Source organism: Streptomyces sp. NPDC046308 (assembly GCF_055588065.1).
This window is the reverse complement of record NZ_JBVJFB010000007.1, coordinates 331403-355387: the sequence shown is the minus strand read 5'-3', so window position 1 is coordinate 355387 and position 23985 is coordinate 331403. Positions and strand designations below refer to the sequence as shown.

23 protein-coding genes, 1 tRNA gene and 1 pseudogene are annotated in these 23985 nt (G+C 72.9%); 12 read left to right on the top strand and 13 right to left on the bottom strand.

From position 1 onward, the window contains the following. Window positions 1-87: 87 nt before the first annotated feature. Window positions 88-1557 carry a serine-threonine protein kinase gene (locus tag ACZ6JT_RS27620; RefSeq protein ID WP_469213769.1) on the bottom strand — a complete coding sequence of 490 codons (1470 nt, stop codon included), beginning with the start codon at window positions 1555-1557 and terminating at the stop codon, window positions 88-90. A gap of 109 nt (window positions 1558-1666) precedes the next feature. Next, window positions 1667-2986 (bottom strand): exo-beta-N-acetylmuramidase NamZ family protein, encoded by a 1320-nt coding sequence (locus ACZ6JT_RS27615; RefSeq protein WP_469213768.1) that lies wholly within the window; start codon window positions 2984-2986, stop codon window positions 1667-1669. Between the two features lie 99 nt (window positions 2987-3085). Here ACZ6JT_RS27615 and ACZ6JT_RS27610 point away from each other — a divergent pair, with 99 nt between their 5' ends. From ACZ6JT_RS27610 to ACZ6JT_RS27600, 3 genes are all read left to right on the top strand, one after another. After that, a complete protein-coding gene (locus ACZ6JT_RS27610) occupies window positions 3086-3859 on the top strand; it encodes an SDR family oxidoreductase (RefSeq protein WP_469213767.1) in 774 nt (257 codons plus the stop codon). Next, the gene (locus tag ACZ6JT_RS27605) at window positions 3844-5640 is read left to right on the top strand and encodes an AMP-binding protein (RefSeq protein WP_469213765.1); all 1797 of its coding nucleotides are present in this window, start codon (window positions 3844-3846) and stop codon (window positions 5638-5640) included. Before ACZ6JT_RS27610 ends, ACZ6JT_RS27605 begins: the two co-directional genes overlap by 16 nt. A gap of 68 nt (window positions 5641-5708) precedes the next feature. Continuing rightward, window positions 5709-6314: a TetR/AcrR family transcriptional regulator gene (locus ACZ6JT_RS27600; RefSeq protein WP_469213763.1), complete on the top strand. Its 606-nt coding sequence runs from the start codon at window positions 5709-5711 to the stop codon at window positions 6312-6314. A gap of 4 nt (window positions 6315-6318) precedes the next feature. Here ACZ6JT_RS27600 and ACZ6JT_RS27595 read toward each other — a convergent pair whose 3' ends face one another. After that, window positions 6319-7425 carry an alkene reductase gene (locus ACZ6JT_RS27595; RefSeq protein WP_469213761.1) on the bottom strand — a complete coding sequence of 369 codons (1107 nt, stop codon included), beginning with the start codon at window positions 7423-7425 and terminating at the stop codon, window positions 6319-6321. Between the two features lie 53 nt (window positions 7426-7478). On the opposite strand from ACZ6JT_RS27595, the pseudogene ACZ6JT_RS27590 reads away from it, so the two are divergent. After that, window positions 7479-7832: pseudogene (locus ACZ6JT_RS27590) on the top strand (MerR family transcriptional regulator); the annotation flags it as partial. Between the two features lie 145 nt (window positions 7833-7977). Here ACZ6JT_RS27590 and ACZ6JT_RS27585 read toward each other — a convergent pair. The 7 genes from ACZ6JT_RS27585 to ACZ6JT_RS27555 all read right to left on the bottom strand — a co-directional run bounded on the left by ACZ6JT_RS27585 (window position 7978) and on the right by ACZ6JT_RS27555 (window position 13123). Then, entirely contained in the window at window positions 7978-9210 is a 1233-nt protein-coding gene (locus tag ACZ6JT_RS27585; RefSeq protein ID WP_469213759.1) for an acyl-CoA dehydrogenase family protein, read from the bottom strand. An 11-nt stretch (window positions 9211-9221) separates the two neighbouring features. Further along, complete coding sequence (locus tag ACZ6JT_RS27580) at window positions 9222-10280, bottom strand: phosphotransferase family protein (RefSeq protein ID WP_469213757.1); 1059 nt, start codon at window positions 10278-10280, stop codon at window positions 9222-9224. A gap of 125 nt (window positions 10281-10405) precedes the next feature. Further along, complete coding sequence (locus tag ACZ6JT_RS27575; protein WP_469213755.1) at window positions 10406-11317, bottom strand: MBL fold metallo-hydrolase; 912 nt, start codon at window positions 11315-11317, stop codon at window positions 10406-10408. A gap of 138 nt (window positions 11318-11455) precedes the next feature. Beyond that, window positions 11456-11752 (bottom strand): hypothetical protein, encoded by a 297-nt coding sequence (locus tag ACZ6JT_RS27570; protein ID WP_469213753.1) that lies wholly within the window; start codon window positions 11750-11752, stop codon window positions 11456-11458. A 118-nt stretch (window positions 11753-11870) separates the two neighbouring features. After that, window positions 11871-12188, bottom strand: a complete 318-nt coding sequence (locus ACZ6JT_RS27565) for a DUF202 domain-containing protein (protein WP_469213752.1) — start codon at window positions 12186-12188, stop codon at window positions 11871-11873. After that, complete coding sequence (locus tag ACZ6JT_RS27560) at window positions 12185-12583, bottom strand: YidH family protein (RefSeq protein WP_365482903.1); 399 nt, start codon at window positions 12581-12583, stop codon at window positions 12185-12187. The genes ACZ6JT_RS27565 and ACZ6JT_RS27560 overlap by 4 nt, the downstream gene beginning before the upstream one ends. A 9-nt stretch (window positions 12584-12592) precedes the next feature. Then, window positions 12593-13123: an NUDIX hydrolase gene (locus ACZ6JT_RS27555; RefSeq protein WP_469213749.1), complete on the bottom strand. Its 531-nt coding sequence runs from the start codon at window positions 13121-13123 to the stop codon at window positions 12593-12595. 76 nt (window positions 13124-13199) lie between these two features. On the opposite strand from ACZ6JT_RS27555, the gene ACZ6JT_RS27550 reads away from it, so the two are divergent. Further along, window positions 13200-14855: an FAD-binding dehydrogenase gene (locus ACZ6JT_RS27550; protein WP_469213747.1), complete on the top strand. Its 1656-nt coding sequence runs from the start codon at window positions 13200-13202 to the stop codon at window positions 14853-14855. A gap of 170 nt (window positions 14856-15025) precedes the next feature. On the opposite strand, the gene ACZ6JT_RS27545 is transcribed toward ACZ6JT_RS27550, so the two are convergent. Further along, entirely contained in the window at window positions 15026-15451 is a 426-nt protein-coding gene (locus ACZ6JT_RS27545) for an ASCH domain-containing protein (protein WP_469213745.1), read from the bottom strand. 266 nt (window positions 15452-15717) lie between these two features. On the opposite strand from ACZ6JT_RS27545, the gene ACZ6JT_RS27540 reads away from it, so the two are divergent. From ACZ6JT_RS27540 to ACZ6JT_RS27530, 3 genes are all read left to right on the top strand, one after another. After that, window positions 15718-16665, top strand: a complete 948-nt coding sequence (locus ACZ6JT_RS27540; RefSeq protein ID WP_469213743.1) for a hypothetical protein — start codon at window positions 15718-15720, stop codon at window positions 16663-16665. Window positions 16666-16748: 83 nt separating this feature from the next. Beyond that, entirely contained in the window at window positions 16749-18293 is a 1545-nt protein-coding gene (locus tag ACZ6JT_RS27535; RefSeq protein ID WP_469213741.1) for an APC family permease, read from the top strand. A gap of 220 nt (window positions 18294-18513) precedes the next feature. Then, window positions 18514-19953 (top strand): amino acid permease, encoded by a 1440-nt coding sequence (locus ACZ6JT_RS27530; protein ID WP_469213924.1) that lies wholly within the window; start codon window positions 18514-18516, stop codon window positions 19951-19953. A 151-nt stretch (window positions 19954-20104) separates the two neighbouring features. Here the strand turns inward: ACZ6JT_RS27530 and ACZ6JT_RS27525 are convergent. Beyond that, window positions 20105-20192, bottom strand: a tRNA-Leu gene (locus ACZ6JT_RS27525). A 167-nt stretch (window positions 20193-20359) separates the two neighbouring features. Here ACZ6JT_RS27525 and ACZ6JT_RS27520 point away from each other — a divergent pair. From ACZ6JT_RS27520 to ACZ6JT_RS27510, 3 genes are all read left to right on the top strand, one after another. After that, window positions 20360-21685, top strand: coding sequence for a M20/M25/M40 family metallo-hydrolase (locus tag ACZ6JT_RS27520; protein ID WP_376620188.1), 1326 nt, complete (start codon window positions 20360-20362; stop codon window positions 21683-21685). 129 nt (window positions 21686-21814) lie between these two features. Continuing rightward, window positions 21815-22048: a chaplin ChpH gene (gene chpH, locus ACZ6JT_RS27515; RefSeq protein ID WP_365482890.1), complete on the top strand. Its 234-nt coding sequence runs from the start codon at window positions 21815-21817 to the stop codon at window positions 22046-22048. Between the two features lie 156 nt (window positions 22049-22204). Next, window positions 22205-23038, top strand: a complete 834-nt coding sequence (locus ACZ6JT_RS27510; RefSeq protein WP_469213739.1) for a chaplin — start codon at window positions 22205-22207, stop codon at window positions 23036-23038. Between the two features lie 39 nt (window positions 23039-23077). Here ACZ6JT_RS27510 and ACZ6JT_RS27505 read toward each other — a convergent pair whose 3' ends face one another. Further along, complete coding sequence (locus ACZ6JT_RS27505) at window positions 23078-23266, bottom strand: DUF5703 family protein (protein WP_030388705.1); 189 nt, start codon at window positions 23264-23266, stop codon at window positions 23078-23080. A 47-nt stretch (window positions 23267-23313) separates the two neighbouring features. Between ACZ6JT_RS27505 and ACZ6JT_RS27500 the strand changes: the two genes are divergently transcribed. Next, the gene (locus tag ACZ6JT_RS27500) at window positions 23314-23973 is read left to right on the top strand and encodes a hypothetical protein (RefSeq protein WP_469213736.1); all 660 of its coding nucleotides are present in this window, start codon (window positions 23314-23316) and stop codon (window positions 23971-23973) included. The last annotated feature ends 12 nt before the right edge of the window (window positions 23974-23985 follow it).

Here is a 23985-nt window from a genome sequence, read left to right as displayed (position 1 = left end):
CACCTCCGCCGATGTGCCCAACATGCCCTGCCCGGGCCGGGCGCATGCGGGGGCGGTCGAGGCGTGTGGGTGGCACATGGCCGGAACTCAGCGCCCCATGCGCCCCGCGGCTACCACCACCCGGGCCAGTTCCTCGTGGCAGATGTCGCTGTGCGCCCCCGACGGGGCGCCGCCGCGGCGGACCACGGAGCCCGCGTCCACACTGACGCAACCGGCTGTCGGCACCCCCTCGCGCAGGGCGGTGGCGAGGCTCAGCCGGGGCGCGCCCGGCACCGCCTGCACCCCGTCGTGCCCGATGGCGCCCCACCGTTCGTCGAAGCCGAGCACTCCGGCCGAATCCCCTGCCATCCGGGAGGCCAGCGGGTAGAAGAGCCCGAGGGCGGAGTCGTGCGGTGAGTGGCAGGCCACCACCGGCCCGTCGACCCTGCGCTGGAGGCCGCGCAGGGCGCCGCCGTTGCTCCTGTCGTGCGGCAGCCGGTCGGCGAAGGCGTAGTGGGAGAAGGCCCCCTGGAGCAGGGTCACGGACTTCACGCACCGGGTGCCGTCCGGCACCGCGCGCAGCGCGAAGGACACCACCCGCGCCCCGAAGCTGTGTCCGATCAGGTGGAACCGCAGGGCCGGGCGTTCGGCCGCAAGCCGGGCCAGCACCGGGCCGAGACCGCGCTCGCCGACCACACCCGCCCGCTTCTTCATCTTGTAGTACGTCGCCTGCCGCAGCAGCTCCTTGGCGCCGCCCCACAGACCGCGCAGGGCGCCGTCGACCGCGAAGGCCGGCCCGTCGGCCCCGAAGGCCGGCCCGTCGACCGCGAAGCCCGGCCCGTCGGCCCCGAGGCCCGGCCCGTCGGCCTCGGGAACCGGCCCCTCGGCGCCGCCGGCCGCCGCGCCCGCCGCGACCAGGGCCCTGGAGAGGGCCCGGCACACCTCCAGCACGTCGTCCGTGAAGAGGGCGGGAACCGCCGGAGCCGCCGCCGTGGGCACCGCGTCCACCCCCGCCAGCTCCCGTACGAGCGCGCCGAACTCGATGAACGCCGCCGGCGACTCCGGCCGCTCCGCCAGCAGTTCCGCCACCCGGTCCAGCTCCGCCCGGCGTCCCGGCCAGAACTCCGCGAGCGCCCGCCGGGTGAGGGGGTCCAGGGCTGTGCCGAAGCCCGGTTCCACGAGGGCGCCGGGTGCGTCGAAGTCGGGGATCGGCTCGTCGGAGAACCGCATCGAGGGCCATACGACGCCCACGTACCCCAGCCGCACCCCCGGCCCCACCAACCCCGGGAAAGGGGCGAAGAACCGGTCGTAGAGCCGCGTCGCGGTGGACCGGTCGCTGTTCCAGCCGTGCGCGAAGACCAGCACGTCCGTGGCCTCCATGCGGGCCACCGTGCCCTGCGTGGCCCGATCCACGTCCCCTTCGGAGTCGAAGGTCAGCTCCGCGTACGGCCCGACGCCGATCCCGGCCGTGACCCCGAGCCGGTTCCCCTCCGTGAGTCCCGCCGCCGTGAGTCCCGCCGCCGTCTGCCCGAGCCCGGCCCCGCTCCCGAGCCCCGTCCCGCCGCCGATGTCCGCCATGACGTCCCCCTCCACGCCGTGCCTCCGGTGCTGTCAGCATCCTGCTGACGCGCCCGCCCGGCCAGCCCCCCGGCACGGTCGGCCCACTCGTGGAGGAGTGCTCCCGGCGTCACTCGTAGAGGAGGTATGCCCCGCGCGTCGCCGTGAACCGCGCCAGCCCCGCCGCCCAGTCGCCCACGACCTCCTCCACCCCGGCCCCCGCGTCCACCATCGTCCGCACCCGGTCCGAGCCGGTCAGCCGGTCGATCCAGTGGTCCGTCCGCCAGCCGAAGCCGCTCCACGCCCGACGCGCGGTGACCAGCAGCCCGATGCCCGCCCGTACCGGGTCGAAGGCCTCCCGGTCGTGGACGATCAGCCGGACCCCGCCGCACACCTTCCCCACGTGCTTGGAGAAGGTCGGCGTGAAGTACGCCTCCCGGAACCACACCCCGGGCAGACCCAGCGCGTTCGCCGCCTCCGCCCACCGCCGGTCGATCCCCTCCGCGCCCACCACCTCGAAGGGCGTGGTCGTCCCGCGCCCCTCGGAGAGGTTCGTCCCCTCGAACAGGCAGGTGCCGGCGTACGCGAGGGCCGTGTCCGGGGTCGGCATGTTCGGGCTCGGCGGCACCCAGGGCAGCCCCGTCTCCCCGAAGAACGACTGCCGCCGCCACCCGGACATCGCCACCGTCCGCAGCCGCACCGGACGGTCGGCCAGGAACTCGCCGTTGAAGAGCAGGGCCAGTTCGGCCGCCGTCATCCCGTGCGCGAGCGCGATCGGCTCCCGGCCCACGAAACTCGCGTACGGCCGCTCCAGTACGGGCCCCGCCGCCCGGCGGCCGCCCACCGGATTCGGCCGGTCCAGCACCACCACCGCCTTGCCGGCGAGCGCGGCCGCGCGCATGCAGTCGTAGAGGGTCCAGATGTAGGTGTAGAAGCGCGCCCCGACGTCCTGGATGTCGAAGACGACGGTGTCGACCCCGGCCGCGGTGAACACGTCCGCGAGCCGTTGCCCGCTCTTGTCGTACGTGTCGTAGACCGGCAGCCCGGTCGCCGGATCCCGGGAGGCCCCCTCGGAGTCGCCGGCCTGCGCCGTGCCGCGGAAACCGTGCTCGGGCCCGAACACCGCGACCAGGTCCACCCGGTCGTCCGCGTGCAGTACGTCGACCAGGTGGCGGGCGTCGGCGGTGATCCCGGTGGGGTTGGTGACCACCCCGACCTTCTGCCCGGCCAGGAGGGCGTAGCCGTCCGCGGCGAGCCGCTCGAAGCCGGTACGCACCCGGTCCGCCGCCCGCGGCGCGGAGTCCCGGCCCGCGGTTGCCGCACCCGCGGCCCCCGACCTTCCCACAAATCCCACGGCCCCGGCCGTTCCCACGGCTCCCACGGCGCCCGCCGTTCCCACCGATCCCAAGGCCCCCGCCAGTCCCAGCACCCCGCGTCGCGACAGCGTCATCCGGCCACGCTACGAGTCCGACCCCTTCCACCCGCACATACCGACTGGTTAGTCTGCCGCCATCCGGCATTGGACTTCCGGCCTCCGGCCGCACGAAAGGTGATCCCCGTGAACGCGTACCAGGACCAGCGAGTCGTCGTCACCGGTGCGGGCGGCGGCATCGGCGCCGCCCTCGCCCACCGCTTCGCGGCCGAGGGCGCCACGGTGGTGGTCAACGACCTCGACCCGGCCAAGGCAGCCGCGGTGGCGGGCGCGATCGGGGCCCGGGCGATCCCCGTGCCGGGCGATGCCTCGACGATCGTGGCCGAGGCCCGCGAGGCGCTCGGCGGGACGGTCGACGTCTACTGCGCCAACGCCGGACTCGCCTCGGGCGGCGACGCCTTCGCCGACGAGGCCGTCTGGGAAGCGGCCTGGGACACCAACGTCATGGCCCACGTCCGCGCCGCCAGACTGCTGCTGCCGGACTGGCTGGAGCGGGGCACCGGCCGCTTCGTGTCCACTGTCTCCGCCGCGGGACTGCTGACCATGATCGGAGCGGCCCCGTACAGTGTCACCAAGCACGGTGCGCTCGCCTTCGCCGAATGGCTCTCGCTGACCTACCGCCACCGCGGTGTCCAGGTCCACGCGATCTGCCCGCAGGGGGTGCGCACCGACATGCTGACCGCCGCGGGCTCGGCGGGCGAACTCGTCCTGGCGCCGACCGCGATCGAGCCGGAAGCGGTCGCGGACGTCCTGTTCGACGGCATGGAGAAGGGCCGGTTCTTGATCCTCCCGCACCCCGAGGTCGCCGACTTCTACGCGGCCCGCGCCACCGAGCCGGACCGCTGGCTGACCGGCATGAACCACCTCCAGCAGAAATGGGAGACCCGGTGACCTCCTCCTACGCGGCCCGGCCCTGGCTCGGGCTGCTCGCACCGGCCCAGCGGGAGCCGGTCGCGCCGCCGCCGACCGTGCTGCACGCCTTCCGGGAGGCCGCCGCCCGGGCCCCCGAGCGCACCGCGCTCGCCTACTTCGACGGCCGGATCGGCTACGCCGAGGCCGACGCGCTCTCCGACTCCGTCGCCGGTCACCTCGCGGCGCGCGGCGTGCGCCGCGGGGACCGGGTGGCGGTCATGCTGCAGAACACCCCGCACTTCGTGCTGGCCGTCCTCGGCGCCTGGAAGGCCGGGGCCGTCGTCGTCCCGCTCAACCCGATGTACAAGACCGGCGAGGTCCGGCACGTCCTGCGCGACTCGGGGGCCGCCGCGCTGGTCTGCGACGGCTGCGCGTGGACGGCGTACCTGGACGAGGCCGTGCGGGAGAGCGCCGTACGGACCGTCCTGACCGCCTCGGACCCGGACTTCCAGACGCGCAACGACCCCCGCGTCTTCGATCCCCACGTCCTCGACCCCCGCGTCCTCGACCCCGGCGTCCTCGACCCCGGCGTCCTCGCTCCCCGCGGCTTCGACCCGCACGTCGTCGGCCCGCGGCCCGCACCGGACGGGACCGCCCCGGCCCCCGCCCCCGTACCCGCCCCGCCGCCCGCAGTGCACACCGCCGACCTCCTCACCGTGGCCCGCACCGGGCGCCCCGCACCGGACGACCCGCGGCTCACCGCCGCCGACACCGCCCTCATCAGCTACACCTCCGGCACCAGCGGCACCCCCAAGGGCGCCATGAACCCCCACGGCGCGCTCACGTACAACGCCGTACGGCAGGTCACCTCCCACCCCCTCCCCGAGGGGGCCGTCTACTTCGCCCTCGCGCCCCTGTTCCACATCACCGGCATGGTCTGCGAGCTCGCCGCCTGCTTCGTGAACGCCGGCACCCTGGTGCTCGCCCACCGCTTCGAGGCGGGCACCGTCCTCGACGCCTTCCTCGAACACCGCCCCGCCTACACCGTCGGCCCGGCCACCGCCTTCATGGCCCTCGCCGCCCACCCCGCCGTCACCCCCGACCACTTCGCCTCGTTCCAGGTGATCTCCTCCGGCGGTGCCCCGCTCCCGCCCGCCCTCGTCGAACGGCTGCGCACCGCCTTCGGCTTCTACCTCCGCAACGGCTACGGCCTGACCGAGTGCACCGCCCCCTGCGCCAGCGTGCCCGTCCACCTCGAAGCCCCCGTCGACCCGGCCTCCGGCACCCTCTCCGTAGGCCTGCCCGGCGCCGACACCGTCGTCCGCATCCTCGACGAGCGGGGCGCCGAGGTCCCCTTCGGCGAGACCGGCGAGATAGCCGTGCGCGGCCCCCAGGTCGTGCCCGGCTACTGGGGGCTGCCCGCGGAATCCGCGCAGGCCTTCCCCGGCGGTGAACTGCGCACCGGGGACGTCGGTTTCATGGACCCCGACGGCTGGCTCTACGTCGTCGACCGCAAGAAGGACATGATCAACGCCTCCGGCTTCAAGGTCTGGCCGCGGGAGGTCGAGGACGTGCTCTACACCCACCCCGCCGTCCGCGAGGCCGCCGTGGTCGGCGTACCCGACCCGTACCGCGGGGAGAGCGTCAAGGCCTACGTGAGCCTGCGCCCCGGGGCCTCGGCCGAGCCGGAGGAACTGTCCGCCTACTGCGCCGCCCGCGTCGCCGCGTACAAATACCCGCGTCAGGTGGAGGTCCTGCCTGTCCTTCCGAAGACGACCAGTGGCAAGATCCTGCGACGGGAACTGCGCGATCGCGGCTGAAAACAGTCGGACGGTCGTACAGCTGGTCGCAGTGACCAGGCAGGAATCAGGAAGGGAAGGTCAGCGCCATGGCGGCCAGGACCACCGAACCCGCAGGCACGCACGAAGCCCCGGTACCGCAGCGGCTGCTGGCCGTCGCCACCCGGCTCTTCGCCGAGCGCGGCTACGACCGCACCTCCGTCCAGGAGATCGTCGAGGCGGCCGGGGTCACCAAGGGCGCGCTCTACCACTACTTCGGGTCCAAGGACGACCTGCTGCACGAGGTGTACGCGCGGATGCTGCGCCTGCAGCAGCAGCGGCTCGACGCGGTGGCCGGCTCCGACGCGCCCGTCGAGGAGCGGCTGCGGGCGGCCGCGGCCGACGTGGTCGTCACGACCATCGAGAACCTCGACGACGCGATGATCTTCTTCCGGTCGATGCACCAGCTCAGCCCCGAGAAGTTCAAGCAGGTCCGGGCGGAGCGCCGGCGCTACCACGAGCGCTTCCGCGCGTTGGTCGAGGAGGGTCAGCGCACGGGGGTGTTCTCCGACGCCACCCCCGCCGACCTGGTCGTCGACTACCACTTCGGCTCCGTCCACCACCTGTCCACCTGGTACCGGGCGGACGGCCCGCTCACCCCGCAGCAGGTCGCCGATCACCTCGCCGACCTGCTGCTGCGCGCGCTGCGCCCCTGACGGGTCACCGCTCCAGGACCGGGTAGTCCGTGTAGCCCTCCGCCCCCTGTACGTACATCAGGAACTCGGGGCGGAGCTCGTTGAGCGGCGCGCCGGTGCGCAGCCGCTCAACGAAGTCGGGGTTGGCGAGGAAGCCCCGGCCCAGGGCGATCAGATCGGCGCCCGCGGCCAGCAGCCGCTCGCCGCGCAGCCGGCCGCCGTCGGCCGCGACCTCCTCGTGGGAGAGCGCGGGGTTGGCGATCAGCGTGCCGGGCCAGGTCCGGCGGATCTCCGTGAAGGCGGGCCGGCCCGGGTCGGCGTGGACCTGGTGCAGATAGGCCGGTCCGACGTCCGCCAGCGCCTTGACCAGCGCCGGGTAGATCTCCTCGGTATCGCCCTCCTCGACGCCGTTGACGTGCGCTCCGGGCGAGATCCGTACGCCGACCCGCTCGGCGCCGATCGCCTCGGCGACGGCCCGGACCACCTCGACGGTGAACCGGATCCGCCCCTCCACGGACCCGCCCCACTCGTCGGCGCGCAGGTTCGTGTTCCGCGCGAGGAACTGGTGGAGCAGGTGGCCGTTGGCGGAGTGCACCTCCACCCCGGCGAAGCCCGCCTCGACGGCCCCCCGGGCCGCGTCCGCGAAGTCGGCGATGGTGGACCGGATGTCCTCGGCCGTCATCTCCCGGGGTGCGACGGCCTCCCGCAGCCCGCCGGGCGTGTGCAGCGGTTCGGGGAACCGCACCGCGGACGGGGCGAGCGGGACGTGCCCGCTGGTGTCCGGGTGGCCGACCCGGCCGCCGTGCTGGAGCTGGAGGAACATCCGCCCGCCGGCCGCCCGCACGGCGTCGGTGACCCGGCGCCAGCCGGCGATCTGCGCCGGGCTGTGGATGCCGGGGATGTGTGGATAGGTCTGGCCGACGGCGTTCGGGGTGGTGCCCTCGGCGATGATCAGACCGGCCGAGGCGCGCTGGGCGTAGTACGTGGCCATGAGCTCTCCGGGGACCCCGTCGGCCCCGGCGCGGTTGCGCGTCAGCGGGGCCATCACCAGGCGGCTGGACAGTTCCAGGCCGCCGAGGCGGGCCGGTTCGAAGAGGCGGGATGCGGCGGGAGCCTGCTGTGTCTGCGTCATGCCGGTACCGTAGAACCTGACACTGATGTCAGATTCAACACCTGAGGTGGGCCATGCGGATCGGGGAACTGTCGGCGCGCACCGGCGTGGGCGAGCGTTCGCTGCGCTACTACGAGACCCAGGGCCTGCTCGTGTCCGACCGGACGCCGGGCGGCCACCGCAACTTCTCCGAACGGGCCGTGGACCGGGTCATCCGCATCCAGGAGCTCTACGCGGCCGGCCTGAACAGCGCGAAGATCGGGCGGATCCTGCCCTGCATGCGGGACGAGGACGGCGGCCCGTCCGTGCGCGCCACCCCGCAGCTGGTGGCCGAACTGTCCGCCGAGCGGGAGCGGATCGACCGGATGATCGGCGACCTGCTCCGCTCCCGCGAGGTGCTGGACGAGGTCATCGAAGCGGCGGGGGGGGGGGGGGGGGGGGGGGGGGGGGGGGGGGGGGGGGGGGGGGGGGGGGGGGGGGGGGGGGGGGGGAGGGAGAGGGGGGGGGTGCCCCCTTCCCCCCTGCCCCGGGGTGCGGGGGGGGGGGGGGGGGGGGGCCCCCCCGCCGGGATCCCTACATGTACCGCTTCAGCTCCCGCCGCGCCAGCGACCGCTGGTGGACCTCGTCCGGCCCGTCGGCCAGCCGCAGCGTCCGCGCCGCGGCCCACAGTTCGGCCAGCGGGAAGTCCTGGCTCACCCCGCCCGCACCGTGCAGCTGCACCGCGTCGTCCAGGATCCGTACGACCGCCCGCGGGGTCGCGATCTTGATCGCCTGGATCTCGGTGTGCGCGCCCCGGTTCCCGACCGTGTCCATCAGCCAGGCCGTCTTCAGCACCAGCAGCCGCAACTGCTCCACCGTGACCCGGGCGTCCGCGATCCAGTTCTGTACGACGCCCTGGGCGGCCAACGGCTTGCCGAAGGCGGTACGGTCCACCGCGCGCCGGCACATCAGCTCGATCGCCCGCTCCGCCATGCCGATCAGTCGCATGCAGTGGTGGATCCGGCCCGGGCCGAGCCGGGCCTGGGCGATGGCGAAGCCGCCGCCCTCCTCGCCGATCAGGTTCGCCGCAGGGACCCGCGCCCCGTCGAAGACCACCTCGGCGTGGCCGCCGTGGTCGTGGTCCTCGTATCCGTAGACCGTCATGGCGCGCCGCACCTCGACCCCGGGGGTGTCGCGCGGGACCAGGATCATCGACTGCTGACGGCGCGGGTCGGCGCCTTCCGGGTCGGTCTTGCCCATCACGATGAAGATCTTGCAGTCCAGGTTCATCGCCCCGGAGATGAACCACTTGCGCCCGGTGACCACGTACGCGTCGCCGTCGCGCTCGATCCGCGTCTCGACGTTCGTCGCGTCCGAGGAGGCCACATCGGGCTCCGTCATCGCGAAGGCGGACCGGATCTCCCCGGCCAGCAGCGGCTCCAGCCACTGCTTCTTCTGGGCCTCGTCGCCGAACTGCGCGAGCAGCTCCATGTTCCCGGTGTCCGGGGCCGCGCAGTTCGTCGCCGTCGGGGCCAGGTGCGGGCTGCGGCCGGTGATCTCGGCGAGCGGGGCGTACTGGAGGTTGGTCAGCCCGGCGCCGTGGTCAGCGCCGGGCAGGCCGTGCTGGTCCACGAAGAAGAGGTTCCACAGCCCCTGGCGGCGCGCCTCGGCCTTCAGTTCACCGAAGACGGCCGGGGTGTCCCAGGGCGAGGCCAGCCGTGCGCGCTGCTCGGCGGCGACGGGCTCCGCCGGGTAGACGTACTCCTCCATGAACGCGAGCAGCCGCTCGCGGAGTTCCTCGGTCCGGGCGTCGAATGCGAAATCCATGGGTGGGTGCCTCAGCCTTCCTGGCCGTTTTCGAATGGACGCAGGCCCTGCAGGGTGGTCAGTCCGTGCTCGATGAAGACCGGCACCAGCCCGCCGATCTGGTCGAAGCCGGCGCCGACGGTCTGCCCGAGCGTGTAGCGGTAGTGGATGCCCTCGAGGATCACCGCGAGCTTGAACCAGGCGAAGGCCGTGTACCAGGCGATGCCCCCGGTGTCCCGGCCGGAGCGGGCGGCGTACCGCTCGACCAGCTCGGCGGGCGACGGATGGCCCGGCGCGCCGCTCGTCGTACTGACCGGAGAGGCGGTCAGGCCCAGGTCCGAGCTGTACATCACGAGCAGCCCGAGGTCGGTCAGCGGATCGCCGAGCGTGGACATCTCCCAGTCCAGCACCGCCCGGATGGTGTCGTCCGGGCCCCCGATCAGGACGTTGTCGAGCCGGAAGTCCCCGTGCACGACCGTCGGGGCGGGGGAGACGGGCAGGGTACGGCCGAGCGTGCCGTGCAGCTCGTCGATCCCGGCGAGCTCGCGCCCCCGGGAGGCCGCGAGCTGCTTGCCCCAGCGGCGCAGCTGCCGGTCGAGGAACCCCTCGGGCCGGCCGAAGTCGCCCAGGCCCACCGCCGCCGGATCCACCGCGTGCAGGTCGACCAGGGTGTCCACGAGGCCCAGCACCGCCCGCCGGGTGCGCTCCGGGCCGAGCGCGGCGAGCTCGCCGGCCGTCCGGTACGGCACCCCGTCCACGTACTCCATGACGTAGAACGGGGCCCCGAGCACGGCCTCGTCCTCGCACAGCAGCAGCGGCTCGGGCACCGGCACGGCCGTCCCGTGCAGCGCCTCGATGACCCGGTGCTCGCGCCGCATGTCGTGCGCGGTGGCCAGGACGTGGCCCAGCGGCGGCCGGCGCACCACCCAGCGGGCGGTCCCGTCGGTGACCTCGTACGTGAGGTTCGACCGGCCGCCTTCGATCAGCCGGCCGCGCAGGGGCCCGGCGACGAGGCCCGGCCGCACGCGGTCGAGATGACCGCGCAGCCGCTCCAGATCCAGGCCGCGCGGGTCGGCCGGGGCTGAGGTCATGGGTGCGCACCTCCGTGCGGAGTGGGAACAGCGGAGTGGATACAGCGAATGCCATCATGCCGACCAGTCGGTATGCCGTCCAGAGTGCGAGGCGAAAAGAAGAACTTCCGCCCGGCGATGTCACCTCACGCGTGACACAGGATCGGCGTACCGCCGTTCATCACCGTCATGTCCCTCAGGACCGCCAGTATGTCCAGCGGCGAGCCCTCCGGCTCCCCGGCCAGCTCCGCGTACGCCCGGTGCACGTTGGCCACCAGCCGCTCGCTCTCCCGCCACGCGCCGAACTCCCCGAGATCTGCCTGCCGGGCCACCTCCAGGGGCGACAGCCCCTTCGCCCGGCCCTCCCGGGCGAGTTCGGCCACGTACCGCAGGTAGCGCTCGGTGGCCTCGTAGGCGGAGGCGTCGGTCAGCGGGCCGTGGCCCGGTACGACCGTCTCCGCGTCCAGCGAGCGCAGCAGCTCCAGCGCCCGCAGGGAGCCGGCGAGGGAGCCCATCGCCAGGAACGGGGTCCCCCCGGCGAAGACCAGGTCCCCGGTGAAAACCACCCGCTGCCGGGGCAGCCACACGACCGAGTCCCCGGTGGTGTGCGCGACGCCCGGGTGGATGACCTGTACCTCCGTCCCGCCCACGTGGACGGTCGCCCGGTCGCTGTAGGTGAGATCGGGCGCGGTGATGTCGATCGCGCCGAAGTCGGTGGCGGGCCAGATCAGCTCCAGCTGGTGCCCGGCGGCGAGCTGCTCGGCGCGGGCGCTGTCGTGGCCGAGGATCAGCGCCTCGGGGGTGAAGACGCCGTTGCCGTAGGTGTGGTCGCCGTGGTGGTGGGTGTTCACCACGGTGCGGGGGAGCGGCACACCGGCCGCCAGGACCGCGTCGCGCAGCGCCAGCGCCCGCCGCTCGGTGGCGGCGGTGTCTATGAGCAGGGTCCGGCCGCCGTCGCTCACGAAGCCGGCGTTGTTCAGGCACCAGCCGCCGTCCGGTTGGACGTAGGCGTACACGCCCGGCGCGGGCTGGACGAGGTACGGCTCTTCGACGGGCATCTGGGCTCTCCCCGGGTCGCTTTGACGGTCGGTCGGCATCCTGCCAGCCGTCGCCGCGCCGGGGGAGAGCGGGTCCGCGGCGCCGCTCAGGGGCGCCGCTCAGAGGCGCCGGTGAGGGGGCGCCGGGGAGGGGGCCGGTCAGTGGTCGTCGTAGTGCCCGTCGTGCGCGGCGTGCCGGTGCCCGTCGTGCACGTAGTCGACGTGGTCGCCGTGCTGGACCGCCTCGTGCCCGCAGTCCGAGCCGTGTGCGTGGTCGTGGCCCTCGTGGGCGGTGTGCCCGGAGGGCTCGCACTCGTCCCAGTGCCCCGAGTGCTCCCGGTGCAGATGGCCGTCGTGCGCGTAGTCGACGTGGTCGCCGTGCCGAACCGCCTGGTGCCCGCAGTCCGCGCCGTGCGTGTGCTGGTGCGTGGGGTGTTCGTGGTGCAGGGTCGTCATGCGGCCGAGATTAGTGCGGTTCACCCGGTACCGCCCGTTGTGTCCGGGCGACGCGCAAAACCGCGATCATCCGACCGGTCCGGAGCGGTCCGGAGCGGCCTGGAGCCGCGGCCGGGGATCAGAGGACGACCGCCAGCGCGAACAGCGCCATCGCCACCGTGCACCCCGCCGCCGCCAGCGCCGCCCGCGGCGAGAGCCCCCGCGGCCGGTCCGTCGCCAGCGCCCGGATCCGCCGGTGCGCCACCCCCAGGAACGCCAGCCAGAGCAGGGCGGTCACAGCCGCCCCCGCAGCCGTCACCGGCGTACCGGATCCGTGCAGGGCCTGCCGTATCCCCAGCACCGCGACCACCGAGCAGGCCAGCGTCGTACGCCGCCACGCCAGCCGGGTCCGCTCCGGCTGGAGCCCGGCGTCGCGCGTCTCCCCGTACGCGGTCACCGGCTCCGCGTCCAGCCCAGCAGCACGACCATCACCATCGCCACGGCGACCAGCCCCACCCCCAGGCTCAGCACCACGGGGAACCGTGACAGCGGCAGGTCCTCGCCCCGCCGCATCGCCCGCTCGCACCGCACCCAGTGGTTCACCGCCCGCAGCGCACAGGCCGCGCCCACCGCGAGCAGCGCGACGGACATCCCGACCCGCACCCCCCAGCGCAGGTCCGGCAGGAACTGGTCGACGGCGAAACCGCCGCCCACCAGGGCCAGCGCGGTCCGGATCCAGGCCAGGAAGGTCCGCTCGTTGGCCAGCGAGAAGCGGTAGTCGGGGGTCTCGCCCTCGTCCCTCAGCCGCGCGGGTGCGAACCAGAGGCGCACGTCCTTGACGAAGTCGATCACCCGGCCAATCTACTGGCCCGCCTCCCGGAACCCGCGCAGCCGCCGGTAGGCCTCCAGCCCGTCCGGCACCCAGGCCCAGTCCCCGTCCTCGACCCGCCGGTCCAACTCCTCCTGCGTGAGGTGGGTGTGCCAGTCGACCTCCGACTCCTGGGGGGCCACCGGCAGCTCGCACCGCACCTCGTGCACGTACGACCACCAGGCCCCGCCCGGGCCCTCGTACAGGAACTTGAACAGCGGTGTGGGCTGCGGCAGCCCCCGTACGCCCAGCTCCTCCTCGGCCTCCCGCAGCGCGGCCTGCGCATAGGTCTCGCCGGCGCCCAGCACCCCGCCCACGAACATGTCGTAGTGCGAGGGGAAGACGAGCTTCGAGGCGGTGCGCCGGTGGACGAAGATCCGCCCCCGCGCGTCCCTCGCCTGCACGAACACGCAGCGGTGGATCAGCCCCCGCGCGTACACCTCGCCCCGCGGGGCCTGCCCGGTGACCCGGTCCTGCCGGTCCACCACGTCCAGTACTTCGTCAGCGGCACTCACATGGTTCATCCAACCACCCCTGTTGACTGGTTACCGCTCCGTAGCAAAGGATCTGCCCCACCAGCGACGGAGGACGGGTAGCCGCATGACGTACGACGCAGACGTGATCGTGATCGGAGCCGGGCTCGCGGGCCTCGTGGCCACCGCCGAGCTCGTCGACGCGGGCCGCAAGGTCATCCTGCTCGACCAGGAGCCGGAGCAGTCCATCGGCGGCCAGGCGCACTGGTCCTTCGGCGGCCTGTTCTTCGTGGACTCGCCCGAGCAGCGCCGGATGCGGATCAAGGACAGTCACGCGCTCGCCCTGCAGGACTGGCTGGGCACCGCCGGCTTCGACCGCGAGGAGGACGCCTGGCCGCGCCGCTGGGCCGAGGCCTACGTCGACTTCGCTGCCGGCGAGAAGCGCTCCTGGCTGCACGCCCAGGGCGTCCGCTTCTTCCCCGTCGTCGGCTGGGCCGAGCGCGGCGGCTACGACGCCAACGGCCACGGGAACTCCGTCCCGCGCTTCCACATCACCTGGGGCACCGGCCCCGGCCTGGTGGCACCCTTCGAGCGGCGCGTCCGGGCCGGCGTCGCGCGCGGCCTCGTCCGGTTCGCGTTCCGCCACCGCGTCACGGGGCTGTCCGCCACCGCCGGCGCGGTGGACACCGTCACGGGCGAGGTCCTGGCCCCGTCCGGCGCCGAACGGGGCACCGCGAGCAGCCGTGAGGTCACCGGGACCTTCTCCCTGCGGGCCCAGGCGGTGATCGTCACCAGCGGCGGCATCGGCGGCAACCACGACCTGGTGCGCGCGCAGTGGCCCGCCCGGCTCGGCACCCCGCCGCAGCGCATGCTCTCCGGCGTCCCGGCGCACGTGGACGGCCTGATGCTGGGCATCGCGGAGGCGGCCGGCGCCAGCCACATCAACAAGGACCGGATGTGGCACTACACCGAGGGCATCGGGAACTGGAACCCGATCTGGGCCAGGCACGGGATCCGCATCCTGCCCGGCCCGTCCCCGCTGTGGCTGGACGCCACGGGCAAGCGGCTGCCCGTGCCGCTGTTCCCCGGCTTCGACACCCTCGGCACCCTCGACCACATCATGAAGACCGGGCACGACCACACCTGGTTCGTGCTCAACCAGCGGATCATCGGCAAGGAGTTCGCGCTCTCCGGCTCCGAGCAGAACCCCGACCTCACGGGCAAGTCGGTCCGCGACGTGATCACCCGCGCCCGCCAGGCCGTACCCGGACCGGTCAGGGCCTTCATGGACAACGGCGCCGACTTCGTCGTCGAGCGCGACCTGTCCGCCCTGGTCCGCGGGATGAACGCGGTGACCAAGGAGGACCTTCTGGACGAGGCGGCCGTCCGCGGCGAGATCGTGGCCCGCGACCGCGAGATCGCCAACCCCTTCACCAAGGACCTCCAGGTCACGGCCATCCACGGGGCCCGCAGGTACCTCGGCGACAAGCTGATCCGCACGGCCGCCCCGCACCGGATCCTGGACCCCGCCGCCGGGCCGCTGATCGCGGTACGCCTCTCGATCCTGACCCGCAAGTCCCTGGGCGGCCTGGAGACCGACCTCTCCTCGCGCGTCCTGACCGGGGCGGGCGAGCCGCTGCCGGGCGTCTACGCGGCGGGCGAGGCGGCCGGGTTCGGCGGCGGTGGGGTCCACGGCTACCGGGCCCTGGAGGGGACGTTCCTCGGCGGGTGCATCTTCTCGGGGCGCGCGGCGGGCCGCGCCGCGGCCCTGGCGACAGGCTGACGGCCCCGCGGCCCGCCGCGACGGCCCCGCCCGGACGGCCCCGCCGGGACGGGCCCGCGGCACGCCGGACGGCCCCGCGGCACGCCGGACGGCCCCGCGGCCCGCCGGGACGGCCCGGCTGCCCGCCCGGTGGCTCCCGCCGCCGGGCCCGACCAGGCCGAAACGTTCCGTCAGACCAGCCGCTCGGTGACCCGGAACCGCTCCGCGACCACGAGGGTGTCGTCGTCGACCGTGAACCCGAGGTCACCGACGGCCGCGCGCACCGGCTCGCTGTGCCAGAAGTCCTCGTGTGCCGTACGCCATTCGGCCACGGACGAGAAGCCCTCGCCCTCGTCGAGCGCGTGCGCCAGCCCGACGTCCCCGAGCCGCAGCACCTCCACGGCCGTCACCTGAACCACCGCCACCCCCCGCTCCGCGGAGTCGACGAGCAGGGAGCGGGCGCCCGGCTCAGGCAGCGGCTCGCCCTCGGCCTCGTACTCCGCGAGCAGGCCGGTGGTGCTGGTCTTGGCCCCGCTCAGCACGGCCGCGACCAACTGGTCGCGCAGCGGGCCGGGGAACCCCAGCAGATAGGGAGGAAGATCGTCAGGACCGGTCATGGCACCACCCTACGACGCCGCCACCGCAACCTCCCGAACCCGCACAACCAGCCCAACTCACATCGCCATCGGTGCAGTTGAAACCCGCCACGCAGTGGACTGGACCTTGACTCGGACGCGTGCGTACCGCTTTGCTGTGCGTGATCACCGGTGCGCTCACCGGCACGATCTCCCGACCACCAGGCCGAACCGCTCGCGTGCGCCCTGCGCGCGTTTCCGGCCGCCGCCGCCCCTCGTCCGCCCGCGTCCTGGAGGGAAACCCGCGGATGTCCCCGCCTCCGCCGCCCCTCGGCCGCGCCCGCAAGCGGGAAGCCCAGCTCTTCGACCCGGCCCTCTGCGACGCCGAACTCGTCGACGTCCGGTCCCAGTTCACCCAGGGCCGCTGGGCCAAGGCCCGCGCCCTCCTCGTCGGGACCGGCGACGACTGGGACCGCCGGGCCCACCGTGTCGTCGTCCTCGCCCAGACCCCGGCCGCCACCGCCTGGGCCCGCGAATGGCTGCTCGCAGAGCCGGAGAGCGCCGACGCCGCCACCCTCCTCGCCTGCGCCGCCGTCTTCACCGCCCTGCGCCACAAGGGCACCCCCGCCGCCGCCGAGGAGGCCTGCCGCCGGGCCGCCGCCCTGCACCCCGCCGACCCCACCCCCTGGCTCGGGCTGCTCCTCCTCTCCCGCGCCTTCGGCAGCGAGGAGGAGTTCAGCCGCCACTTCGACCAGGTCCGGGCCCGCCACCGCGAGCACCACCACGCCCACCACCTGATGGTCGCCCGGCTGGCCGAACGCGCCCTCGCCTCCGGCCAGGACCCGCTCCACGAGGTCTACGACTTCGCGGCCTGGGCCGCCGAGGAGTCCCCGGCCGACTCGCCGCTCGCCGTACTCCCCGTCGTCGCGCACGCCGAGCGATACCGGGTCCTCGCCGCCACCCACGGCCACACCCCCGAGACGGCCGCCGCCCACTGGGCCGGCCGCCGCGCCCGCCAGGTCCTGCGCTCCGCCTTCGACTGGTGGCTGGAGTGGGAGCGCGACGACCACCCCCGCAACCGCGTCGACCTCAACTTCCTCGCCCACGCCAAACTCTGCGAGGGCCGCCCCGCCGAGGCCGCCGCCCTCTTCCACCGGATCGGCAGCCACGCCACCCCCGCGCCCTGGTCCTATCCGGACCGGGACCCGCAGAAGGCCTTCCTCGCCGCGCGCAGCGTCGCGCTGGGCACCGCCTGACACCGAAGACGCCGGCCCCCGAAGAACAGCGCCCCCGAAGAACCGCCCCCCCGAGAGAACCGCGCCCCCGAAAGGACGCCGCCATGCCGACGGGCAGATCCACCACGCTCCAGGACCCGGCAGAGATCCGTACGTACAAGGGCCAGGACCGCGCCCTGCGCGCCGACCGCCTCGGCACCGCCGGCCTGCTCCTGTCCGTACTCGCCGCCAGCGCGCCCCTGATGGTCGTCGCCGGTGTCATGCCCACGACCTTCGGGGTCATGGGCATCGTCGGCCAGCCGCTGCTCTTCGTCATCCTCGGGGCCGTCCTCGCGCTCTTCAGCATCGGCTACGCCGAGATGAGCCGGCACGTCCACAACGCCGGCGCCTTCTACGCGTACATAGCCCGCGGCCTCGGCCCCACCGCCGGCGCCGGTGCCTCCTTCGTCGCCCTCGTCGCCTACAGCGCCATGCAGTGCGGGGTCTACGGCATCCTCGGCTTCGAGATCTCCGGCCTCTTCGCCACCTACCTGGAGATCCAGGTCTCCTGGTGGATACCGGCCCTGCTGGCCGTCGCCCTCACCGGCGCGCTCGGCTGGCTCAAGATAGACCTCAACGCCAAGGTCCTCGGGGTCCTGCTCCTCATCGAGTGCGCCCTCGTCGTCGCCTTCGACCTCGCCGCCCTCGCCGAACCCGGCGCCGAAGGCCTCTCGCTGCACGCCTTCAACCCCCAGACCCTCAGCGGAGCGGGCCTCGGCACCGCGCTCTGCTTCTGCATCGCCGCCTTCGTCGGCTTCGAGCAGTCCCCGGTCTACGCCGAGGAGACCAGCAAGCCGCACATCGTCGTCTCCCGGGTGATGTTCCTCGCCGTCGGCTTCGTCGCCCTCTTCTTCGCCCTCAGCGCCTGGGCCCTCACCGTCGCCACCGGCCCCGCCGAGGTCGTGAAGACCTCCGCCGAAGCCGGCCCCGGCCTCCTCTTCCAGCTCACCGAGAGCCGCCTCGGCGCCACCTTCACCGACGTCCTGCACGTCCTCTTCGTGACCGGCATGTTCGCGGCCATGCTCAGTTTCCACAACGTCGTGGCCCGCTACGCCTTCGCCATGGGCCGCGAGGGACTGCTCCCCGCCGCCTTCGGCCGGACCAACGCCGGCACCGGTGCCCCCGGCACCGGCTCCCTCCTGCAGACCGGCGTCGCCGCCCTCGTCGTGATCGCCTTCGCCGTTGCCGACGATCTGCCCGCCGGCGACCCCACCGCCCCCGTCCTGCACCTGTTCACCTGGATGGGCAGCGTCGGCGCCCTCGGCGTGACCCTCCTCATGGCCGCCGCCTCCTTCGCCGTCATCGCCTTCTTCGTCCGCCGCGGCACCGCCGGCGCCCAGGTCTGGCGCCTCGTCGCGGCCGGCGCCGCGGGCCTCGCGCTCCTCGCCATCGCCGTCTACACCGTCAAGGACTTCGGCGTCCTCGTCGGCGCCGAGAAGGGCTCCGCGCTCAGCTGGCTCCTGCCCGCGATCATCGGCGCCGCCGGCGTGACCGGCCTGCTCTACGGAGCGCTGCTGCGCCGCAGCCGCCCCGAGGTGCACGCCCGTATCGGCCTGGGCAACGAGGCCTTCCGCCTCGACCAGGCGGCAGGGGCCGACACCACCGACTGACCTCGCTTTCGAGCAGCTACGAAGCCCCCGACACCCCTTTCCAAGGTCGTCGGGGGCTTCGGCGTACAAGGGGCCGATTTTGGCGGGTGGCGGACCCTCATGGTCTCCTGGGGCGACAAAATCACCGGACCGCGACACAGGGGACACCACCCAGCTCCCCTGCGCCGTGGAACGGACCTGCCGTCCGACCCCCACGAAGGCGAAGTCATACATGAGTGACCTGAGTGACCGCACCTTGACCGAGGCTCCCGCCCCGGCGTCTTCCCGCCATGTCGACGCCGGTGACGAGGGCTACAGCAAGGACCTCAAGTCCCGCCACATCAACATGATCGCGATCGGCGGAGCGATAGGCACCGGACTGTTCCTCGGCGCCGGCGGTCGCCTCGCCGGTGCGGGACCCTCCCTCGCGATCGCCTACGCGGTCTGCGGAGTCTTCGCCTTCTTCGTCGTCCGTGCGCTCGGCGAGCTCGTCCTGTACCGACCCTCCTCCGGAGCCTTCGTCTCCTACGCCCGCGAGTTCATGGGGGAGAAGGGCGCCTACACGGCCGGCTGGCTGTACTTCCTGAACTGGTCGACCACCACGGTGGCCGACATCACGGCCGCCGCGACCTACGCCCACTTCTGGTCGATGTTCACCGACGTCCCCCAGTGGGTCCTCGCGTTCATCGCCCTCGCCGTCGTCCTCACCGCCAACCTGATCTCGGTGAAGTACTTCGGCGAGATGGAGTTCTGGTTCTCCCTGGTCAAGGTCGCCGCCCTGGTGATCTTCCTGATCGTCGGCATCTGGCTCGTCGCCACCAGCCACGAGATCGGCGGCCACACCCCGGGCCTGTCCTCCATCACGGACAACGGCGGGATCTTCCCCTCGGGCGTGCTCCCGATGCTCCTGGTCATCCAGGGCGTGGTCTTCGCGTACGCCTCCGTCGAACTCTGCGGCGTCGCCGCCGGCGAGACCGAGAACCCCGAGAAGATCATGCCGAAGGCGATCAACTCGATCATGTGGCGCGTGGGCCTCTTCTACGTCGGCTCGGTCGTCCTCCTCGCCCTCCTCCTGCCCTACACCGAGTACAGCTCGGACCAGAGCCCCTTCGTCACCGTCTTCGACAAGCTGGGCGTCCCCGGCGCCGCCGGCGTCATGAACCTGGTCGTGCTCACCGCCGCCCTCTCCAGCCTGAACTCCGGCCTCTACTCCACCGGCCGCATCCTGCGCTCGATGGCCGTCTCCGGCTCCGCGCCGAAGTTCACCGGCCTCATGAACAAGGGCAAGGTCCCCTACGGCGGCGTGCTGTTCACCGCCGCCTTCGGCGTCGCGGGCGTCGGCCTGAACGCCTGGATGCCGGGCGAAGCCTTCGAGATCGTCCTCAACCTCGCCTCCATCGGCATCCTCGGCACCTGGGCGATGGTCATGATCTGCTCGCTGTTCTTCTGGCACCGCGCGAAGAACGGTCTGGTCGAGCGCCCGTCGTACCGCCTGCCCTGGGCCCCGTACACCCAGCTCGTGACCCTGGCCTTCCTCGTCACCGTCCTGGTCCTGATGTGGAGCGACGGCGGCGTCGGCCGCACCACCGTCATGTTCCTCCCGGCCATCGCGGCCGCCCTGGTCGGCGGCTGGTTCCTGGTCCGCGGCCGCGTGGCCGAGATAGCCGCCTCCCGCGACTGACCCCCCGGCCGGTACGACGAAGGACCCCGCCGATCGGCGGGGTCCTTCGTCGTACCGGGGTCATACAGGCCCAACTCGTCGGTTCGGCACGGCCGGGCGCCCGAGAGGCCGGTAAACGCGGAGAACCCCACACGAAGTGGGGTTCTCTCACTGGTGTCCGAGGGGGGACTTGAACCCCCACGCCCGATAAAGGGCACTAGCACCTCAAGCTAGCGCGTCTGCCATTCCGCCACCCGGACAAGGTGTCTGTCTCGCGTCCCTCGCGGGCCGTTCCGACGTGGAAAACATTACCAAACATTCCGGGGTCCCCGATCACACCCCCCGACGGCCGGGGATCGCCCTTGGGGAGAGCGGCCCGGGGCGCGAGGATGGAGGGGTTCGGTACTGATCAGTGGGAGGAAGCAGCGTGAGCGAGTCGAGCGCGGGCAGGACCGTCTCCGGCGAGGACGAGGTAGTCGACCTCTGCCGGGACCTCATCCGGATCGACACCAGCAACTACGGAGACCACTCGGGTCCCGGAGAGCGCAAGGCGGCGGAGTGGGTCGCCGAGAAGCTCGCCGAGGTCGGCCTGGAGCCGCAGATCTTCGAATCGCACAAGGGCCGCGCCTCGACCGTGGCGCGGATCGAGGGGGAGGACCCCTCGCGGCCGGCGCTGCTGATCCACGGGCACACCGACGTGGTTCCGGCCAACGCCGCCGACTGGACCTACGACCCGTTCGCGGGCGAGATCGCCGACGGCTGCCTGTGGGGCCGCGGCGCCGTCGACATGAAGGACATGGACGCGATGACGCTGGCCGTCGTGCGCGACCGGATGCGCAGCGGCCGCAAGCCCCCGCGCGACATCGTGCTGGCCTTCCTCGCCGACGAGGAGGCGGGCGGCATCTACGGGGCCCGGCACCTGGTGGACAAGCACCCCGGCCTGTTCGAGGGCGTCACCGAGGCGATCGGCGAGGTCGGCGGCTTCTCCTTCACGGTGAACGAGAACCTGCGCCTCTACCTCGTGGAGACCGCCCAGAAGGGCATGCACTGGATGCGGCTCACGGTGGAGGGCACCGCGGGCCACGGCTCGATGACCAACAACGACAACGCCATCACGGAGCTGTGCGAGGCCGTGGGGCGGCTCGGCCGCCACCAGTGGCCGGTGCGGGTGACCAAGACCGTACGGAGCTTCCTGGACGAGCTCTCGGACGCGCTCGGGACCCCGCTGGACCCGGACAACATGGACGAGACCCTCGCGAAGCTCGGCGGCATCGCCAAGATGGTCGGCGCGACGCTGCGCAACTCGGCCGCCCCGACGATGCTCGGCGCCGGCTACAAGGTCAACGTCATCCCCGGCCAGGCCACCGCGCACGTCGACGGGCGCTTCCTCCCCGGCTACGAGGACGAGTTCTTCGCCGACCTCGACCGGATCCTCGGGCCGCGCGTGAAGTACGAGGACGTGCACGGCGACAAGGCCCTGGAGACGGACTTCGACGGGCGGCTCGTCGACGCCATGCAGGGCGCCCTGAAGGCCGAGGACCCGATCGCGCGCGCGGTCCCGTACATGCTCTCGGGCGGTACGGACGCCAAGTCCTTCGACGACCTCGGCATCCGCTGCTTCGGCTTCGCGCCGCTCCAGCTGCCGCCGGAGCTGGACTTCGCAGGGATGTTCCACGGCGTGGACGAGCGCGTACCGGTGGACGGACTGAAGTTCGGCGTGCGGGTGCTCGACCGATTCCTCGACAACGCCTGAGATTCGCGAGGGTGTGCGCATTCCACTGAGAAGAGTGAATGCACTCATACGCTCGTAGCCCCGGTGATCTCTCCTCGTTACAGGTGGTGCGGTCCGCGGCTGGGACCGCATTGCCTACTAGGAGGAACAATGATCAAGAAGGTTGTCGCCGCTGCGGCTGCCACCGGTGGCCTGGTTCTCGCGGGTGCGGGCCTGGCTGTCGCCGACGCGGGTGCCCAGGGTGCGGCCATCGGCTCCCCCGGTGTTCTGTCCGGCAACGTCGTCCAGGTTCCGATCCACGTTCCCGTGAACGTCTGCGGCAACTCGGTCTCCGTCATCGGCCTGCTCAACCCGGCCTTCGGCAACACCTGCGTCAACGCCTGACCCGTTTGACGTCTTCGGCCCCGGAGCGCAATCCAGCGCTCCGGGGCCACCGGGCTTTCCGGCCCGGTTTCTCATCTTCGGCGTACCAGGCGGGGGAGCCTGGACGGCCTGGCCGCCCAGAGCGGCCGAAACGCACTCACCAGGGGACGAGTACAGATGCGACGACCGGCACAGGTCACCAGGAAGACCCTGATCACCATGGCTGCCGCGGGGGGTGTCCTCGCGATGGCCGGGGGCCACGCACACGCGGACTCCCACGCGACGGGGCACGCCGCGAACTCTCCGGGACTGCTGTCCGGGAACACCGTGCAGGCGCCGGTGGACGCACCGGTGAACGCCTGCGGGAACACGGTCACGGTGGTGGGAGGCCTCAACCCGGCCTTCGGGAACCACTGCGCCAACGGCGGCCAGGGCAAGCCGAGCAAGCCGCACAACCCCGGTTACCCGGGCAACCCCGGTCACCCGGGCAACCCCGGTCACCCCGGACACCCGGGCGGGGGCGACGAGCCGTGTGACGACCACCCGGGGCACCCCGGAAATCCGGGCACGCCGGGCGGCGAGACCCCCGGGAACCCCGGCAACCCCGGCACGCCGGGCGGCGAGACGCCCGGCACCCCGGGCACCCCCGGAAACCCGGGTGGTGAGCTTCCCGGGAACCCGGGCACTCCCGGGACGCCGGGCGGTGAGATCCCCGGAAACCCGGGCAACCCCGGAAACCCGGGCAACCCCGGAAACCCGGGCAACCCCGGCACGCCGGGTACGGGCACCCCGGGTACGCCGGCCAACCCCGGCACGGGATCCGTCACGCCCGTCACCCCGATCACGCACCCCGGCCCGGGAACCGGCACCCGGACCGGCGGCGACACCGGGCAGTCGGCCCGTCTCGCCGCCACCGGCTCCGGTGACGTCCTCACCGCCGGCCTCCCGATCGCGGGCGGCCTGCTGCTGGCGGGCAGCGTGCTCTACCGGCGCGCCCGCAACGCCGCCTGACGGCTGTTCACGACGCGGGCCCCGCCCCCGGGGCCCGCGTCACCAGGTCGCGCGGACCTGGCGGATGATCCGGCGGCGCAGTCGCACACGGCGACTGCCGTCCCGGTACAGGCTCAGGCGGTCGAGTTCCCAGTTCCCGTACTCGGCATGGTCGGTCAACAGGCGGGTCGCCTCGCTCCGAGGGACCCCGCGGGGCACGTACACGTCGACAAATTCGTATTCCGGCATCGCATCTATTGTGCGGGCAGAGGCCTGCTACGGATAGCGTCTCCTCTATGTCTGATGCCGCTCTTCCCACTGTTGCCGAGGTACGCGCCGCCGCCGAGGCGGTCAAGGCCGCGCTCGACCGTCACCTCGCCGCGGTCGAGCGCAGGATCGGGGACGAGGACCCCGACGTCTACGCCGCGTTCAACGAACTCGCCGCCGCGGCCGAGGTCTACGACGAACTCCTCTACGACCGCTACGACGAGGTCACCCCCTTCGAGATCCCCACGCCCGAGGACGGCGTGCCGTACACCGGTCCCGCCGAGCCCGCCGCCTTCAGCGTGCTCATCCGCCGCGACTACGCCGTCGTCGAGCCGCCCCGGCTGATCGCCCAGGCCGAGCGGATCGCCGCGCACGACCGGGACGCCGACTTCGTCCAGGACGGCGGCACCGCAGAGGCGCTGGGCGTCCTGTTCGGGGAGTACGAACCCGACGAGATCGCCTCCCGCTACAAGGACTTCGGGCTGGAGGAGGGTGACTCCACGCTCTGGATCGCCGCCTCGGAGGAGGTGGCGGAACCGGGGGAGTGGCTCGATGCGCCCTTCGGGAACATCGATCCTCAGGACGTGCTGCACCGGTTCGACGTCAGCTCCGTCTTCGACGAGGAAGAGGACGAAGACGAGGACGAGGAAGAGGACGAGACCGCGGAGCCGGGGCTGACCCCGGCCTGAGCCCCGGCCCGT